Annotated in this window: 18 protein-coding genes; 14 read left to right on the top strand and 4 right to left on the bottom strand. The window is 63.0% G+C overall.

All coding sequences use genetic code 11. The annotated features are described in order from the left end of the window. The 7 genes from nosZ to D0Y60_RS24930 form a co-directional block, all read left to right on the top strand. Nucleotides 1–1,838 (top strand): TAT-dependent nitrous-oxide reductase (nosZ, locus tag D0Y60_RS23605; protein ID WP_117372417.1); only part of this gene is annotated, 1,838 nt, incomplete at its 5' end. Between the two features lie 3 nt (nt 1,839–1,841). After that, nucleotides 1,842–3,170, top strand: coding sequence for a nitrous oxide reductase family maturation protein NosD (locus tag D0Y60_RS23600; protein ID WP_117372415.1), 1,329 nt, complete (start codon nt 1,842–1,844; stop codon nt 3,168–3,170). Further along, complete coding sequence (locus tag D0Y60_RS23595; RefSeq protein ID WP_117372413.1) at nt 3,136–4,035, top strand: ABC transporter ATP-binding protein; 900 nt, start codon at nt 3,136–3,138, stop codon at nt 4,033–4,035. Before D0Y60_RS23600 ends, D0Y60_RS23595 begins: the two co-directional genes overlap by 35 nt. After that, the gene (locus D0Y60_RS23590; RefSeq protein WP_117372411.1) at nt 4,032–4,853 is read left to right on the top strand and encodes an ABC transporter permease subunit; all 822 of its coding nucleotides are present in this window, start codon (nt 4,032–4,034) and stop codon (nt 4,851–4,853) included. Before D0Y60_RS23595 ends, D0Y60_RS23590 begins: the two co-directional genes overlap by 4 nt. Further along, entirely contained in the window at nt 4,850–5,434 is a 585-nt protein-coding gene (locus D0Y60_RS23585; RefSeq protein ID WP_117372409.1) for a nitrous oxide reductase accessory protein NosL, read from the top strand. Before D0Y60_RS23590 ends, D0Y60_RS23585 begins: the two co-directional genes overlap by 4 nt. A 3-nt stretch (nt 5,435–5,437) precedes the next feature. After that, entirely contained in the window at nt 5,438–6,352 is a 915-nt protein-coding gene (locus D0Y60_RS23580; protein WP_117372407.1) for an FAD:protein FMN transferase, read from the top strand. 36 nt (nt 6,353–6,388) lie between these two features. Continuing rightward, nucleotides 6,389–6,538, top strand: coding sequence for a hypothetical protein (locus D0Y60_RS24930; protein ID WP_199564266.1), 150 nt, complete (start codon nt 6,389–6,391; stop codon nt 6,536–6,538). Between the two features lie 56 nt (nt 6,539–6,594). Here D0Y60_RS24930 and ric read toward each other — a convergent pair whose 3' ends face one another. After that, nucleotides 6,595–7,272 (bottom strand): iron-sulfur cluster repair di-iron protein, encoded by a 678-nt coding sequence (gene ric / locus D0Y60_RS23575; protein WP_117372405.1) that lies wholly within the window; start codon nt 7,270–7,272, stop codon nt 6,595–6,597. A 201-nt stretch (nt 7,273–7,473) separates the two neighbouring features. Here ric and D0Y60_RS23570 point away from each other — a divergent pair, with 201 nt between their 5' ends. From D0Y60_RS23570 to D0Y60_RS23555, 4 genes are all read left to right on the top strand, one after another. Continuing rightward, on the top strand, nt 7,474–7,866 hold the full coding sequence (locus tag D0Y60_RS23570) for a hypothetical protein (RefSeq protein ID WP_117372403.1): 393 nt from the start codon (nt 7,474–7,476) through the stop codon (nt 7,864–7,866). A 170-nt stretch (nt 7,867–8,036) separates the two neighbouring features. Continuing rightward, nucleotides 8,037–8,567: a YcnI family protein gene (locus tag D0Y60_RS23565; RefSeq protein WP_117372401.1), complete on the top strand. Its 531-nt coding sequence runs from the start codon at nt 8,037–8,039 to the stop codon at nt 8,565–8,567. Between the two features lie 54 nt (nt 8,568–8,621). Then, a complete protein-coding gene (locus D0Y60_RS23560; RefSeq protein ID WP_245409288.1) occupies nt 8,622–10,220 on the top strand; it encodes a CopD family protein in 1,599 nt (532 codons plus the stop codon). Between the two features lie 385 nt (nt 10,221–10,605). Further along, nucleotides 10,606–11,052, top strand: a complete 447-nt coding sequence (locus D0Y60_RS23555) for a pseudoazurin (RefSeq protein WP_117372400.1) — start codon at nt 10,606–10,608, stop codon at nt 11,050–11,052. 257 nt (nt 11,053–11,309) lie between these two features. Here D0Y60_RS23555 and D0Y60_RS23550 read toward each other — a convergent pair whose 3' ends face one another. After that, nucleotides 11,310–11,882, bottom strand: coding sequence for a UbiX family flavin prenyltransferase (locus D0Y60_RS23550; protein WP_117372398.1), 573 nt, complete (start codon nt 11,880–11,882; stop codon nt 11,310–11,312). Further along, nucleotides 11,879–13,390: a UbiD family decarboxylase gene (locus D0Y60_RS23545; protein ID WP_117372396.1), complete on the bottom strand. Its 1,512-nt coding sequence runs from the start codon at nt 13,388–13,390 to the stop codon at nt 11,879–11,881. Before D0Y60_RS23545 ends, D0Y60_RS23550 begins: the two co-directional genes overlap by 4 nt. Nucleotides 13,391–13,497: 107 nt before the next feature. On the opposite strand from D0Y60_RS23545, the gene D0Y60_RS23540 reads away from it, so the two are divergent. The 3 genes from D0Y60_RS23540 to D0Y60_RS23530 are packed head-to-tail and all read left to right on the top strand — an operon-like array spanning nt 13,498 to nt 15,916. Beyond that, entirely contained in the window at nt 13,498–14,004 is a 507-nt protein-coding gene (locus D0Y60_RS23540; RefSeq protein ID WP_117372394.1) for an SCP2 sterol-binding domain-containing protein, read from the top strand. Then, entirely contained in the window at nt 13,995–14,972 is a 978-nt protein-coding gene (locus D0Y60_RS23535) for a peptidase U32 family protein (protein ID WP_117372392.1), read from the top strand. Before D0Y60_RS23540 ends, D0Y60_RS23535 begins: the two co-directional genes overlap by 10 nt. 11 nt (nt 14,973–14,983) lie before the next feature. After that, nucleotides 14,984–15,916: a U32 family peptidase gene (locus D0Y60_RS23530; RefSeq protein WP_117372390.1), complete on the top strand. Its 933-nt coding sequence runs from the start codon at nt 14,984–14,986 to the stop codon at nt 15,914–15,916. An 8-nt stretch (nt 15,917–15,924) separates the two neighbouring features. On the opposite strand, the gene D0Y60_RS23525 is transcribed toward D0Y60_RS23530, so the two are convergent. Beyond that, nucleotides 15,925–16,386, bottom strand: a complete 462-nt coding sequence (locus D0Y60_RS23525) for a hemerythrin domain-containing protein (RefSeq protein ID WP_117372388.1) — start codon at nt 16,384–16,386, stop codon at nt 15,925–15,927. Nucleotides 16,387–16,390: the final 4 nt, after the last annotated feature.

Here is a 16,390-nt window from a genome sequence, read left to right as displayed (position 1 = left end):
CCGCCCTCGGCCTCGGCGCCGCTGGCCTTGCGACGCCGGCCCGCGCCGCGGCGGGCGCCGACGGTTCGGTCGCGCCCGGTAAGCTGGACGACTATTACGGCTTCTGGTCCTCTGGCCAGACCGGCGAGATGCGTATCCTCGGCATTCCCTCGATGCGCGAATTGATGCGTGTGCCGGTGTTCAACCGCTGCTCGGCCACCGGCTGGGGCCAGACGAACGAATCGATCCACATCCACCAGCGCACGATGACGGAGAAGACGAAGAAACAGCTCGCCGCTAACGGCAAGAAAATCCACGACAACGGCGACCTGCACCACGTCCACATGTCCTTCACCGAAGGAAAATATGACGGGCGCTACCTCTTCATGAACGACAAGGCCAATACGCGCGTCGCGCGCGTGCGCTGCGACGTGATGAAGACCGACGCGATCCTGGAGATCCCGAACGCCAAGGGCATCCACGGCCTTCGCCCGCAGAAGTGGCCGCGCTCGAACTACGTCTTCTGCAACGGCGAGGACGAGGCGCCGCTCGTCAACGACGGCTCGACCATGAAGGACGTTTCGACCTATGTGAACATCTTCACCGCAGTCGACGCCGATAAGTGGGAGGTCGCCTGGCAGGTGCAGGTTTCCGGCAACCTCGACAATTGCGATGCCGACTACGAGGGCAAGTGGGCCTTCTCGACCTGCTACAACTCCGAAATGGGCATGTCGTTGGAAGAGATGACCAAGTCCGAGATGGACCACGTCGTCGTCTTCAACCTCGCCGAGATCGAGAAGGCGATCGCCGCCGGCAAGTATGAAGAGATCAACGGCGTCAAGGTGCTGGATGGCCGCAAGGAGGCCAAGTCGCTCTTCACGCGCTACATCCCGATCGCCAACAACCCGCACGGCTGCAACATGGCGCCGGACAAGAAGCACTTGTGCGTCGCCGGCAAGCTTTCGCCGACAGTCACAGTGCTCGACGTCACCAAATTCGATGCGATCTTCTACGACAATACCGAGCCGCGCAGTGCCGTGGTGGCGGAACCGGAACTCGGACTTGGCCCGTTGCACACCGCCTTCGATGGTCGCGGCAACGCCTATACGTCGCTCTTCCTCGACAGTCAGGTGGTGAAATGGAACATCGACGAGGCCATCCGCGCGTATTCTGGGGAGAAGATCAATCCGATCAAGGACAAGCTCGACGTCCAGTATCAGCCAGGACATCTGAAAATTGTTATGGGCGAGACCCTCGATGCGGCGAATGACTGGCTGGTGTGCTTATGCAAATTTTCAAAGGACCGCTTCCTGAACGTCGGACCACTTAAGCCCGAAAACGACCAGCTGATAGACATATCGGGTGATAAGATGGTGCTCGTGCATGATGGTCCGACCTTCGCAGAGCCCCATGATGCTATCGCGGTCGCACCTTCTATCCTGCCAAATATAAAATCCGTCTGGGATCGTCGGGACGAGATGTGGGCAGAAACTCGCAAGCAGGCCGAGCTGGACGGCGTGAATATCGATGAGTGGACCGACGCCATCATCCGCGACGGCAACAAGGTGCGCGTCTATATGACGTCGGTCGCGCCGAGCTTCAGCCAGGAAAGCTTCACCGTGAAGGAAGGTGATGAGGTCACGGTTATCGTCACCAATCTCGACGAGATCGACGACCTGACGCACGGCTTCACCATGGGCAACCATGGCGTTGCCATGGAGGTGGGACCGCAAATGACGAGCTCCGTCACCTTCGTCGCGGCCAATCCCGGCGTCTATTGGTACTATTGCCAATGGTTCTGCCATGCGCTGCACATGGAAATGCGCGGCCGTATGTTCGTCGAACCGAAGGACGCTTGAGGCATGCGGCTGCCCGTTCTCCTGATCGGCCTTCTGCTCGCTTCGCCGCTAGCCGCGGCGGACAGTGCTGTCGCGCCGGGCGCGGGCAATCTCGCAGAGGCCATTGCCGGTGCGGCGGCTGGCGATGTGCTTGTGCTCACTGACGGGGCCTATATCGGCCCCGTCACCATCGACCGGCCGCTCACGATCAGAGGGCCGCGCGGCGCGGTGGTCGACGGCGAGAGACAGGGCAGCGTCGTCACGATATCCGCTGAGGATGTGGCCCTTTCGGGCTTCACCGTCACCGGCTCTGGTCGCATCAATCAGGACCTCGATTCTGGCGTCAAGATTCTACAGGGGGCTGATCGCGCGCGGATCGAGAAGCTGCTCATTACCGGCAATATGCATGGCATCGATGTGCATGGCGGCCGCAACGCCGTCGTCAGCGGAAACGAGATCATCGGCACGGACAACGCCCGCATGAATGAGCGCGGCAACGGCATTTATGTCTGGAACAGCCCAGGTACGCTGCTCGAGAACAATGTCATCCGCTATGGCCGTGATGGCATCTTCTCAAATGCCAGCGCCGATAGCATTTACCGCGGCAACGTCATGCGCGATCTGCGGTTTGCCGTGCATTTCATGTACACCCGCAACACCGAGATCTCCGGCAATATCTCAATCGGCAACCATCTCGGCTTCGCCATCATGTTCTCCAACAAGGCGAAGATCCTCAACAATCTGAGCCTCGGCGACCGCGAGCACGGTCTGATGCTGAACTATGCCAACAATGCCGACGTCACGGGCAATCTCGTGCGCGGCGGCACCAAGAAATGCCTGTTCATATACAACGCCCACAAGAACCTGATCTGGAACAATCGCTTGGAGGGCTGCGGCATCGGCATCCATTTCACCGCCGGGTCCGAGAAGAACGTACTGACCGGCAACGCCTTCATCGCCAACCGCGAGCAGGTGAAATATGTCGGCACGCGCAACATGGAATGGAGCCATCGGGGCAGGGGCAATTTCTGGTCCGACCACCCGGCCTTTGACCTGAATGGCGATGGCATCGCCGACAGCTTCTACCGCCCCAACGATCTGATGGACCAGATTCTCTGGTCGCAGCCGGCGGCAAGTCTGCTCATCGGTTCGCCCGCCGTGCAGCTCGTGCGCTGGAGCCAGCGGGACTTTCCCGCGACGCTGCCCGGCGGCGTACGCGACAGTGCGCCGCTGATGCGGCCTCTCACCATATCTGTCCCGCCCGAAATCCTCGGCTACGAAGCCGAAACCGCGGGTCGCTGGGCCGAAGGAAATTATGATGACACCGACCCTGACAATCTCTCGGCTCACTAAGCGCTTCGGCGAGGTGAAGGCGCTGAAGGCCGTTTCGCTGACGCTGGAAGCGGGGCGACGCGCGGCGCTGCTCGGCCACAACGGTGCCGGCAAATCGACCTTGATGAAGATCGTCCTCGGCCTCATCCCCTATGACAGCGGCGACGTCACGGTTTGCGGCATGGCGCCCGGTTCTTCGGCGGCGCGCGCTCAGGTGGCCTATCTGCCCGAGAACGCTGCCTTCCACCCCGCTTTGACTGGAGAGGAGCAGCTTCGCCACTATCTCGCACTGCGTGGGGAGAACCCGAAGCAAGCCATGGCGCTTCTTGCCCGCGTCGGGCTAGAGAAGGCGGGGCACCGACGCATCGGCACCTATTCCAAGGGCATGCGCCAGCGCGTCGGCCTCGCGCAGACGCTGATCGGTCGCCCGGGTCTCCTCGTACTGGATGAGCCCACGTCGGGTCTCGACCCGGTGTCGCGGCGCGATTTCTACGATCTCCTCGACGGCCTCGCCGCCGAGGGAACCGCGATCCTGCTTTCTTCCCACGTGCTGACCGAAGTAGAGGCGCGGACAGACCGCATCCTTATCCTCTCGGGGGGCGAACTGGTGGCAGAGGGCACTCTCGCCGATCTGCGGGCCCGCGCGGCACTGCCCGTCTCCCTTCTCGTTCGCCCCACTTCCAACCGTACACCTTCTCTTACGGCGGCCTTTCCCCAGGCCGTTGCGAGCGGAGATGGACTTCTGCGCCTTTCCTGCGCGCAGGCGCAAAAACTGCCGCTCCTGGCCCGAATAGCCGCGCTCGGGGGCGACGTCGCGGATCTCGATGTGATCCCACCGAGCCTCGAAGATATCTACAGTCATTTCAGCCGGAGGGACGGGCAATGAAGCGCATCCTCGCCATCGCGATCTCGGAATTCCGCATCGCCTTTCGCAATCGCTGGGTCTCCATCGCGACGGGCATGATGGTGCTGTTTGCGCTGGTGCTCGCTGCCGCCGGTGCCGCACCGACGGGGGATGTGGGTGTGGACCGGCTCTCGGTGACGGTCGCCTCGCTCACGTCGCTCGCCGTCTATCTCGTGCCGCTGCTCGCGCTCCTAATGAGCTTTGATGGGGTAGCGGGCGAGGTGGAGCGCGGCACGCTGCCGCTGCTGCTCACCTATCCTGTCTCGCGCCTGCACATCCTGCTCGGTAAGCTGCTCGCCCATCTCGTGATCCTCTCTCTCGCGGTTACGCTCGGTTACGGCTCGGCGGCGTTGGTCGCCATCTGGTCCGATGCCGAGGCGATTAGGGGGCTTGGCTCCTTGTTGCGGCTGATCTGGTCCTCCGTGCTGCTCGGGGCCACCTTCCTCGGTGCGGGCTATGCGCTCTCGGCTTTGGCGCGTAGGCCCTCCGGAGCCGCCGGTTTTGCCATCGCGCTCTGGCTCGTGGCGGTCGTGCTCTACGACCTCGCGCTGCTTGCGTTGATCGTCTCGTATGGCGGCGGTGCCTTCACCACGCAGGCGCTGCCGGTTGCCCTGCTTGCCAATCCCGCCGATGCCTTCCGCGTCTTCAATCTCTCGGCGGCGGAGGCCGTTGCGGCGGCCGGCGGCATTGGCGGTGCGGCGGGCGCCATTCCGCTCTGGCAATCGGCCGCTTCGCTCTTCGTATGGCCGCTCGCCGCCATCGCGCTTGCCGTGACGGCTTTCCGTAAGGTGACACCATGAGGATTTCGCTTCGTTCAGCCCTGTTCGTCACCGCCCTCGCGCTGCTTTCCGCCTGCAAGGAGGAGGTGGCCCAGAGCACGACGCCGCAGGACATGACGCCGGAGACCCTCGGTCACTATTGCCAAATGAACCTCCTGGAGCATCCCGGCCCGAAGGCGCAGGTTTTCCTCGAAGGCAACGCCGCGCCGCTGTTCTTCAGCCAGGTGCGCGATGCCATCGCCTATATGCGCGGCCCCGAGCAGGTCTCGCCGATCCTCGCCGTCTATGTCAACGACATGGGCAAAGCAGGTGCGACCTGGGGCCGCCCCGGCGATGGCAACTGGATCGCCGCCGACAAGGCTTTCTACGTTCTCGGCTCGGCGCGTGCGGGCGGCATGGGGGCGCCGGAAGCGGTTCCGTTTTCCAGCCGGGAGCGCGCCGAGGATTTCGTTCGCGCCGAGGGCGGCCGCGTGCTGACGCTCGCCGACATCACCAATGACATGGTTCTCGCGCCGGTCGATGCCGGGGCGGACCAGGGGAACGACGACGATGCGGATTTCGATGGCCGCCTGCGTGCCCTGCCCAACAAAGCCGGAGGCTGACCCATGCCCATCACCCGACGCCGCCTGATCACGATTTCCGCCGCTCTGGCCTTCTTGCCTGCTACTGCCCGCGCGACCTCAAAGGGTACGACCCGTCGATGGACGGGACAGGCGTTGGGCGCACGCGCCTCGATCCGGCTCGACCATCCCGATGGGGAGGTCATCGCCGCCCGCGTCATGGCCGAGATCGACCGGCTGGAAGATATGCTCAGCCTCTACAGGCCGCAGAGCGCGTTGTCTCGTCTGAACCGCGACGGGCATCTCCCCGCACCGCCTTTCGAATTGCTCGACTGCCTGTCGCTGGCCGGTACCGTCCACCGCGCAAGCGGCGGACGGTTCGACCCCACCGTGCAACCGCTCTGGGCGCTCTGGGCCGAAGCGGCTGCAGGCGGGCGGAAGCCCGATGCGCAAGCGGTCGAGACGGTCCGCCGCGGGACCGGCTGGGCGAAGGTGGAACTCGACGCGGCCGCCATCACCCTGCAACCCGGCATGGCCCTGACATTGAATGGTATCGGCCAAGGCTATGTCGCCGATCGGGTCGCCGCCCTGCTGGAGGCGGAGGGGCTGAGCAATATCCTGATCGATACGGGTGAGCTGCGGGCGCTTGGCGGTAAGCCGGAGGGCGGGAACTGGCCGGTACGCCTGGAAACGGGAGAACGCCTGTCGCTGCGCCAGCGCGCGCTCGCCACTTCTGCCCCACTCGGTACGACCTTCGATCAGGCAGGCCACGATGGCCATATCCTCGATCCTACGACCGGCAGGCCGGCGGCATCGGCGTGGCGTTCGGTCTCGGTCTCGGCGCCATCCGCCGCCATTGCCGACGCACTCGCCACCGCTGCCTGTCTGATCTCCGATCAGGAGGAAATCCGGGTCATGCTCGGACATTTCGAAGGCGCACGTCTGGAGGCCAGCGTCTAGCCAAGCATTCGATCACCGCAACGACGAGAGGCTGTCATGGACAAAAAAGAACCGCGCAAACCCCTGGTGTTTTCCGGTGAGCAGGTCAGCGGCAGGGAAATCAACGGCAGCAGTCTGATACCGATGCTGATCGCCGGGCTTGTCCTGATCGCCGTCGGCTATGTGGCCGTGATGGTCTTCGTCTGACGAATGTGTGATGGAGCGGCACCCGGAAAATCCGGATGCCGCTTTCCGTCTCGGGCTTAGGCGCCGATGGCGGCTTCCGGCGTCTCGAAGCGCGGGAAAAGCACGGTATTCTCCAGATGCATGTGCAAGACGAGATCATCGGTGAGCTTGCGCAGCCCCGTATAGAGCGCCGTCCACGACCCGCAGGCGCCCTCCGGCAGCGCCATGCCATGGGCTGCATGCTCGATATCCTGAAGAAGCCTGACCGTATCGGCATGTTCATGGCGCATCTGCATGATCGGGCGGGAAATCCGCGTGTTTTGCCCTTGCCGCATCAGGGGGAAGAGGATTTGCTCCTCGCTCGTCATGTGGTCTTCCAGTTCCGCCTTCAGCGCGACCAGTGCGCGAGCCAGTCCTGATGGGGCGACGGGATGGTCGCCGTGAACGCGTTCGACCTTCTCGGCAAGCGGGATCAAAAAGGCCAGTTCGCGGCGATGGGTCTCATGGTAGCGCGACAGAAGATGATCAATGAGCGGCCCGGTCTCCTGTGGCGCTTCAATACCGGCCATCCGCTGGAGCGCTTCCAGCTCGGCAAGCAGTTCTGCCGGCGATAAGCCGGCCCGTTCGGCCGCTTGGCGCAGAGGGATATCACCCGCACAGCAGAAATTGATGGCAGAGCGGCGAAACAGTTCGGCCGCACCCGGCAGTTCGGCGGCAATGGTGGTCACCGTGGTCTTGAGAGAAAGCGTTTGCATGCTTGATCCTTTGAAGGAGGGAAGAGCTCCATTTTGCAGGATCGTCATGCGTCATCTTTGCGCCCGGCCGAACAAAAGAGCGGATGCATGAGAAGTTATCGTGGCGCTGCTTGCTGCACCGCAAAGAGTGCGACAATTCGGCGAGCCGGGAGCCTTTTCGTCACGCGGCGCGCTTGGTAAGCCTCGGTGCGAGAGGTTTTGATGACGATATACATGCAGCAGCGCCGGAACGGCTGGGTGGCTTTCGCCGCCGCCGTGCTGATGGCGTTGCAGGTTCTTCTGAGCCCCTTGGCCCAAGCTGCCACGGCCGGCAGTTCGGCGGTGGATGCCTATGGTAATCCGCTCTGCATCACCCATCTCGACGAGCAGAAACCGGCATCGACGCCGGGCAAGGAGCGCTCGCTCGCTCCCGATTGCTGCACGCTGGCCTGCGGTATGGCGGCAGGCCTCGTTCCGCCGTATCGTCCTGTCCTCATCCTGTTCAATCCGCTTGCACAACCCTCGCAGCGGATTTTCGACGGGTATGACGACCACGCGCCTTCGGCGCATGAGGCTTTGCCCGGACATCCGCGCGGTCCCCCGACACTCGCCTGATCGCCGGGCCAGTGCCGGCAAGGCCATCGTGCGAGCATGTTGTGCAGGTTTTCCCTGCCCTGATCGCTGCATGAGCGGACCGCCTGCTGCATGCCCTCGCGCTCCTATCTCCTTTCCTTTTTCCATCATACCTTGCCGGCAGGGATGACCGGCTCTCTTGGAGACTGACAATGCTGAAAAGAACACTTGCAACCGTTGCCGCCCTTGCGCTCGGTTCCAGCGCCGCCCTTGCCCATGTTTCGTTGCAGTTGAAGGAGGCGCCGGTCGGCTCGACCTATCGCGCGATCTTCCAGGTGCCGCACGGCTGCGAGGGCAAGCCGACCAATGTGGTGCGCGTGCAGATCCCCGAAGGCGTGATTGCGGTGAAGCCGCAGCCGAAGGCCGGCTGGACGCTTGAAAAGATCAAGGGCGCCTATGCTAAATCCTACGACTACTACGGCACGCCGACCAGCGAAGGCGTGAAGGAAATCGTCTGGAGCGGCGGAAATCTCGGCGACGACGAATATGACGAATTCGTGCTGCGGGTCTATCTGACGAAGGATCTGAAGGCGGGTGAAACGCTGCACTTCCCCGTAGTGCAGGAGTGCCCGGATGGTGTGGCTGAGCGCTGGATCGAAATCCCGGCCGCAGGCCAGTCCGAGGACGATCTCGAGCTTCCCGCCCCCGGCGTGAAGCTGCTTGAGGCCGTAAGCGGCCACTGAACCCGCAAAGGCGGCGCTTTCGGGCGCCGGTCCATCTGTCCTTCGGAGATTGTCGTGCGGGACCATCTTGGCCGATCCTGTATCCAGGTTTTTCTGACCGGCATCTTCTGGTACTGCCTCGCTGTGGCAGCGATGGCGCATGCCTCGTTGACGGGCGCGGTGCCGGCTGACGGCGCCGTCGTCAATGCGCCGCCGAAAACCCTGTCGCTGTACTTCAGCGAGCCGGTGTCGCCGCTCGTGCTGCGGCTCATCCTGCCCGATGGGCAGTCGAAGACGCTGGAAACATTCGTTCTGCGCGATCGCACGCTCGAGATCACGGCACCCGGCGACCTTGCCGTAGGAACCCATGTGCTTGCCTGGCGCGTCGTGTCCGAGGACGGACATCCCATCGCGGGTTCCACGATCTTTTCGATTGGCGCGCCGAGCAACGCGCCGCAGGCTGCCGGGGAGGTGATCGACTGGCCGGTCAGGATGGCGCTATGGCTTGCCCGCATCGCGATGTATGCCGGTCTCTTCTTCGGGATCGGGGGCCTTTTCGCCGTCCGGTGGCTGATCCCCGGTGGCGTCGATGGATTGCCGGTTATAAGAGCAGCTCTGCTGCTCGGCATTTCGGGGACGGCGGTCTCTCTGGGATTGCAGGGGCTCGATGCCCTGGGCGCCCCGCTCTCCAGTCTGGCGGATCACGCGGTATGGAGCGCCGGCCTCGAGACGAGTTTCGGCCTGACCGTCATGGCGCTCTCCTCTGCGTTTCTTCTGGCGCTCGCAACCTCTTCAAGGACGACTGTTTCGGGCCGCGCGGCATCGCTTGTTGCAATTGTCGCCGGAAGCGCGGCGATGGCATTGAGTGGCCATGCGAGTTCGGCGACGCCGCAATGGCTGATGCGGCCGGCGGTCTTCGTGCATGTAGTCACGATTGCCATCTGGATCGGCTCTCTCCCACCACTGGCCTACGCTTTACAACATGGAGGCGATGCTGCGCGGCAGGCGCTTGGTCGTTTTTCCCGTCTTATTCCCGTTTGCGTCGCTGCACTGACCGCGTCTGGCCTGCTGTTGGCCATCGTGCAGGTCCAGACATTCGATGCGCTCGTTTCCACGGCCTACGGCAATGTTCTTCTCGCAAAGACGGCGCTGCTCGTGGTCCTGTTTCTTCTCGTGGCAGCCAATCGCTGGGTCTTTACCAAACCAGCCGAACGCGGCGAGCAGGGCGCGGCACGGCGGCTTGCCCGCGCTGCTATCATCGAGACCATGATCGCCCTCGTCATTTTTGTTGTCGCCGCCACATGGCGGTTCACGCCGCCGCCCCGCGCGCTGGCGATAGCAGCTGCGCAGCCGGTGTCGATCCATGTCCATGCGGACAAGGCGATGGCTGAAATTGCTGTCACGCCCGGACGCGCCGGTCCGGTCGGGCTGTCCGCCATCATCCTGGCACCGGAGTTCACGGCTATCACGCCGAAAGAAGTGGCTTTCGCGCTTTCCAATCCGCAAGCGGGTATCGAGCCGATGCGCCGGAAAGCCATGTTGCACGCCGACGGCGTGTGGCGTGCCGCCGATGTCAACCTGCCCATTGCCGGACAATGGCGCGTGAGGGTTGATATTCTCATCAGTGATTTTGAACTCGTACGGCTTGAAGACACGATTGAACTACCACGATAAGGCCATCTTAACATTGGCGGAACAGCCTGTTCCATTTTCGCAAAGGGCATCTAATCGTGCAGTTAGGTATGCCAAGCCAGAGACAATCAAGACTCCTGGAAACGTCGTGGTATTCCCAACAGTGGTTGGCGTCCAGGAATCACGACGACTGCGGTTGCCCACCGAGAGACGCCATTTAGCAAACCAGTGACAATGAGTGTGATCGTAGTCGGGATGGAACGAGCGTTTCAATGTGGCGTTCCGATTGCGACGGATAACAATGCTCCGATCATACCGCCGGTGACCACTCTATCGCCGTTGTTTGATCAACGTCAAAGAACGGAGCGTTCCCGTGGCCTATCCCTTTCTCATGAACGATTGACGTTCGTCAGCAAGGAGAACTCCAGTGCGTATTATGGTAAAGAGCATCGTCGGCGCAGCAGCGGTCCTTTTCGCGCTTGCCCTTCCCGCCGGTGCGGCAGATTTTGAAGTACACATGCTCAACAAGGGTGCCGAGGGCGCCATGGTGTTCGAGCCCGCCTTCGTGAAGGTCGCCCCCGGCGACACGGTTACCTTCATACCCACCGACAAGGGCCACAACGTCGAGACGATCAAGGACTTCATCCCCGAAGGCGCGGAGGCCTTCAAGAGCAAGATGAACGAGACCTATAAGGTCACTTTCGACAAGCCCGGCGCCTATGGCGTGAAGTGCACGCCGCATGTCGGCATGGGCATGGTGGGTCTTGTCGTCGTCGGCGATACACCGGCTAACCTCGACGCCGTCAAGACCGGCAAGCTGCCGAAGAAAGCCCGCGAACGCTTGGATGCGGCCATCGCTAAAATGGGCCTGTAAACAAGATTCAAGACCGAAAATGAGGGCCGGAGAACGATTGCTCTCCGCCTTCTTTGCTATTTCAAGAATATGTTGAGTACAGCCTGACACAACGGCAGATCTGGCGCTACAGGCAGTCTTAGGGATGGCGCACGACCAATTCCATTGATCTCCGAAAGTAACCTCGGCCATCCGCCAGGTTGCTCCTCGTAGGTTAGCTCGTGAAGCCTGCATAATCCCTTGTGAAGCAGTTTCTCGTGCGGGGCGGCGAATTCCTATCAGGTGCCCTCCCATTTCTTTGCCAGGAGAGGGTGAGGAAGCGCGAGCAGGTCGATGGCGCGGGCGGCGAGGTGGTCGATGATCTCGGCGACGGAGCTTGGGCAGTGATAGAAGGCCGGGACGGGTGGCATGATGATGGCCCCCATCTCGGTCGCCGCGACCATGCTGCGCAGGTGTCCGAGATGCAGGGGCGTTTCCCGCGCAAGCAGCACGAGGCGGCGGCGCTCCTTCAATTGCACATCCGCTGCGCGCGTGAGCAGCGTCTCGGTTCGCCCGGTCGCGATCGAAGAGAGTGTTTGCATGGAGCAGGGCGCGATGACCATGCCGCGGACCGGAAAGGAGCCACTGGCAAGGGAGGCGCCGATATCGTCGATCGGGTGGTGCTGAGCAAGAGCGATAAGCCGATCGAGCGTATCGGGGCCGCATTCCAGCGCAAGCGTGCGCCGTGCTGCGTCCGAGACAACCAGATGGGTTGCAATACCGGGCAGTGTTGCGAGCCTTTCGACGATGCGAACGCCGAGTGCCGCGCCCGATGCGCCGGAGATACCGACGATGACGCGTTGCGTCGTCACGCAGTCACCTCTCCGAGGCCGAGCGTCTGCCAGAGGCAGTCGACCCGTGCGGTAACCTCTGGCGACATGGCGAGGGGGCGGCCCCATTCGCGCTCGGTTTCCGCGCCGATCTTGTTGGTGGCATCGAGACCGAGCTTGCCGCCGAGGCCGGATTTGGGCGAGGCGAAGTCGAGATAGTCGATCGGCGTGTTCTCGATGACGACAAGGTCGCGGCTTGCGTCGAAGCGCGTGGAGAGTGCCCAGATGACATCCGGCCAGCTTTTGACATCGATATCGCCATCCACGGCGATGACGAGCTTGGTATAGTTGAACTGCGGCAACATGGACCACAGCCCCATCATCACGCGCCGTGCCTGGCCCGGATAGCGCTTGTCGATCGAAACGACCATGGCGCGATAGGAGCAGGCCTCGGGCGGCAGCCAGAGATCGCGGATTTCGGGAAACTGCCGTTTCACCAGCTGCACGAAGAGGTCGTTCATCGCCTCGCCGAGCCGCGAGGGTTCGTCAGGCGGGCGTCCGGTATAGGTCGAGAGATAGAGCGGGTTTTTCCGCAGGGTGATCGCCGACAGCGTCAGCACCGGGAAGGCCTCGACGGAATTGTAGTAGCCGGTATGATCGCCATAGGGACCTTCGTCCGCCATTTCCCGCGTGGAGACCGTGCCTTCCAGCACGATTTCAGCGCCGGCCGGAATGGGCAGCGGTACGGTGACACACTGCGCCGTCTGCTGCCGCCGGCCGCTGAGCACGCCGGCAAAGGCCAGTTCGCTCATGCCGTCCGGTAGGGGCATGACCGCCGAGAGGATCGTGGCGGGATCGGCGCCAATGACGATCGCGACCGGCATGTTTTCGCCATGTGCCTGCCAGAGCCGGTGATGGCGCGCGCCACCGCGATGCGCCAGCCAGCGCAGGATCAACCGGTTCTTGCCGAGCTTCTGCATGCGATAGATGCCGACATTGGTGTCGTCTGGGTCGTAGGGCGCCTGTGTGATCACCAGGGGCCAGCTGACCAGTGGTGCCGGCTCGCCGGGCCAACAGGTCTGGATCGGCAGACGATCGAGGTCGATGGCCTCCCCCTGCCAGATCGTGTGCTGGCAGGGCGGGCGGGTGATGGTGCGCGGGTTCATCGAAAGCGCGGCTTTGAGATGCGGCAGCTTCTGCCAGGCGTCCCGCATCGATCGCGGCGGCTTGGGATCGCGCAGGTCTGCCAGAAACGATGCAAGCTGCGGTAGGCCGCCGGCCTCCAGGCCAAAACCCCATTCGATCCGCTCTCGGGTGCCGAAAAGATTGGCAAGGAGTGGAATGGGCTGGACAGTGCCGGCGGCATCAACCGGTTGTTCGAAGAGCAGCGCCGGGCCTTCCTGTGCCAGCACGCGGCGATGGATTTCGGTGATCTCGTGCACCAGCGAGACAGGCTCGTGGATGCGCTTCAGTCGCCCCCGCTGCTCCAGCAGAGCGACGAAATCCTGAAGGGTGTCATGGCGGCGGGGAATAGGGCTTTCGGGTTTCATGCCGAACTTCTGCCGGGGAAAAACAGCCTGGTCTTTGTGCTGGCGCAAACACTTGAGGGCCGCGGCTCCCTAGGCTTTGCGCGTTCTTTCCCGCCAAGGCGAGCCGCATGCCCTATCTCTCTCCGCTTCTTGCAAAATCTGCCGAAATCGCACCGCTCTGGTTCGTGGAGCGCGTCGCGCGCACGATTTTTACCGGCGTGCTGAAGGGGCATCCGGATCTCTTCGACCGTCTCGGCGACTACAGGCAGACCCGCTACTGCTTCTCGCCCTCCGATCTTTCCTTGCATTTCCGCATCGTGCCGGCGACCCGCATGCTGTCCGTCTTTCGTGGCGAGCCGCCTTTGGCGGATGCGCGAATCGATGGGCCTCTCGCATTGCTGCTGGGCCTGCTGGAGGGGCGTTGCGATGCCGATGCGCTGTTCTTCTCGCGCGATCTCTCGGTTACCGGCGACATGGAGGCCATGCTGGCGCTGCGCAATGCGCTTGATGACAGCGCCATCGATCTGCCGCGCGAACTCGGCGCGCTGGCAGGGCCGTTTTCGCCACTGGTGAGCGGGGCTGCACGTCACATCCGGGCGCGGGCACTCGGGGGGAGGGGCGCGGCATGGAACTGATCTGCCCTGCCGGCACCCCCGCCGCCTTTCGCGAGGCGATAGAGGCCGGCGCCGACGCCATATACTGCGGCTTTCGCGATGAGACCAACGCCCGCAACTTCCCCGGCCTGAACTTCAGCCGCGAGGAACTGCGCCAGTCCATCGCGCTCGCGCGCCGCAAGGGCGTGCAGACCTTCGTGGCGCTCAACACCTTCATGCGTGCGGGCGACGAAGCGCTCTGGTATTCCGCCGCCGACGATGCGGTGACGATCGGGGCCGATGCCCTGATCATCGCCGATTTCGGGCTGATGGCCTATGTAGCGGAACGATATCCGGAGCAGCGACTGCATGTCTCTGTCCAGGCGTCGGCCTCCAACCCCGATGCGATCCGCTTCCTCGTCGAGGCCTTCGGTGCCAAGCGCGTGGTCTTGCCGCGCGTTCTGACGGTGCAGGATATCGCCCGGCTGACGCGGCAGATCGATTGCGAGGTGGAGGTTTTTGCCTTCGGCGGCCTCTGCGTCATGGCAGAGGGGCGGTGTTCGCTGTCGTCCTATGCGACCGGCAAGTCACCCAACATGAACGGCGTCTGCTCGCCGGCCAGCCATGTCCGTTACCGGGAGGAGGCCGGCGCACTCGTTTCCGAACTCGGCGCCTACACGATCAACCGCTTCGGCCCCGGCGAGGCCTCCGGCTATCCGACGCTCTGCAAGGGCCGCTTCGATGTCGGCGGCACGGAGGGCTACGCCTTCGAAGATCCTGTTTCGCTTGATGTGATCGACGAGATCGATGCGCTGAAGGCGGCCGGCGTGTGTGCCTTGAAGATCGAGGGGCGGCAGCGCGGCAAGGCCTATGTCGCCGAGGTGGTGTCCTCGTTGAAGAAGGCGCTCCGCGCGAGCCCGACGGAGCGTACTGCGCTCGTTTCCAGGCTGCGGGCGATGAGCGAAGGGCAGCGCACCACCTCCGGCGCCTATGACAAACGCTGGCGATAGGAGACGAAGCGATGAAAACCAGGCGGACAGCGCTAAGCCTCGGGCCGATCTACTACCTCTGGGACGGTCCGAAATGGCGGGATTTCTATTTCCGCATCGCCGATGAGGCGGACATTGATCACGTGACGCTCGGCGAGACTGTCTGCTCCAAGCGCCAGCATTTCAGCGAGCCGCATATTGCCGACGTTATCGAGCGTCTGGAAGCCGCCGGCAAGCAGGTGACGCTCTCGACGCTCGCCATGGTGACGCTGGAACGCGAAAGCCGACATGTGCGCGACCTCATTCGCGACGCGCACCACAAAGTGGAAGCAAACGACCTATCCGCCCTCGGGCTTCTCAAAGGGAGGCCGCATTCCATCGGCCCATTGGTCAATGTCTACAATGCCGCGACGGCGCGCACGCTTGCCGCGCGCGGTGCGGATGTGGTCTGTCTCCCGCCGGAGCTTCCCGCTACCTCCATCCGGCAGATGCTGCAGGCCATGCCGGACTTTGCCTTCGAACTCTTCGCCTTCGGCCGCATGCCGCTCGCCATCTCCGCGCGCTGCGCCCATGCCCGCTCGAAGGGGCTGACCAAGGACAATTGCCAGTTCATCTGCGGTGAGGATCCCGACGGCCTGCCGCTGCGCACGCTCGACCGACAGTCGTTCCTCGTCCTGAACGGCGTCCAGACTATGTCGAACAGTTGCGTCGTGCTCCTGGATGATCTCGCGGTGTTGATGGAGGCGGGCCTCACCCGCGTCAGGCTTTCTCCACAGGATTGCGACATGGTTAGGGTAGCGGCTCTCTACCGCGCGACGCTCGATGGGCGGATCGAAGGGAAAGAGGCTGTTCGAGAGCTGGAGAAGGCTTATCCAGGCATACGCTTTTCGAACGGCTTCCTGCACCAGCAGGAGGGAGCGGCCTGGGTGGCGCGGGGGCGTAGCGCGACCACGGCGGGCGGATGACAAGCATTTCAACCAAAAATCTTGCGCTCATCATCCTTTGCGGCAAGCAAGCTTTCGAGGATCATCTTTTCGGAAAAGACGTGGCGGCGCAGGCTTTCCTGAAAACCGGCGAGCATGCGTGCGACGGTGTCTGGCGAAAGCCCGCAACGGCCGTCGGCGACGGCCTTTAGCGTGAGCGACAGTTCCTCCGCCGCCAGTCGGTCGCAGCGGTGCTCGGCCTTCAGGCGCTCAATGGTCATGGCGGCGAAGCAGGAACCGGCGTGTCGGTCGAAATCCGGGAAGAGCAGGCGCTCCTCTAGGTCGTGTACGGATTTCAGGAGCGGCGGGATGGCGTCGGCGAGGTCTCGCAGCTCTCCGGCGATGGTGGGATCGCTGGCGGCTTCCTCGAGGCGCAGGCATAAGTCGAGTAGATCGCTATGCAGGGTTTCCAGCCGACCGATATCGGCGGCGGTGAGGTTTTGTCCGCTCATGCTT

It is taken from the genome of Shinella sp. WSJ-2 (genome assembly GCF_003432075.1).
Classification (GTDB): domain Bacteria; phylum Pseudomonadota; class Alphaproteobacteria; order Rhizobiales; family Rhizobiaceae; genus Shinella.
The sequence above is the reverse complement of the archived record's forward strand: the minus strand, read 5'-3'. Positions and strand labels throughout refer to the sequence as shown.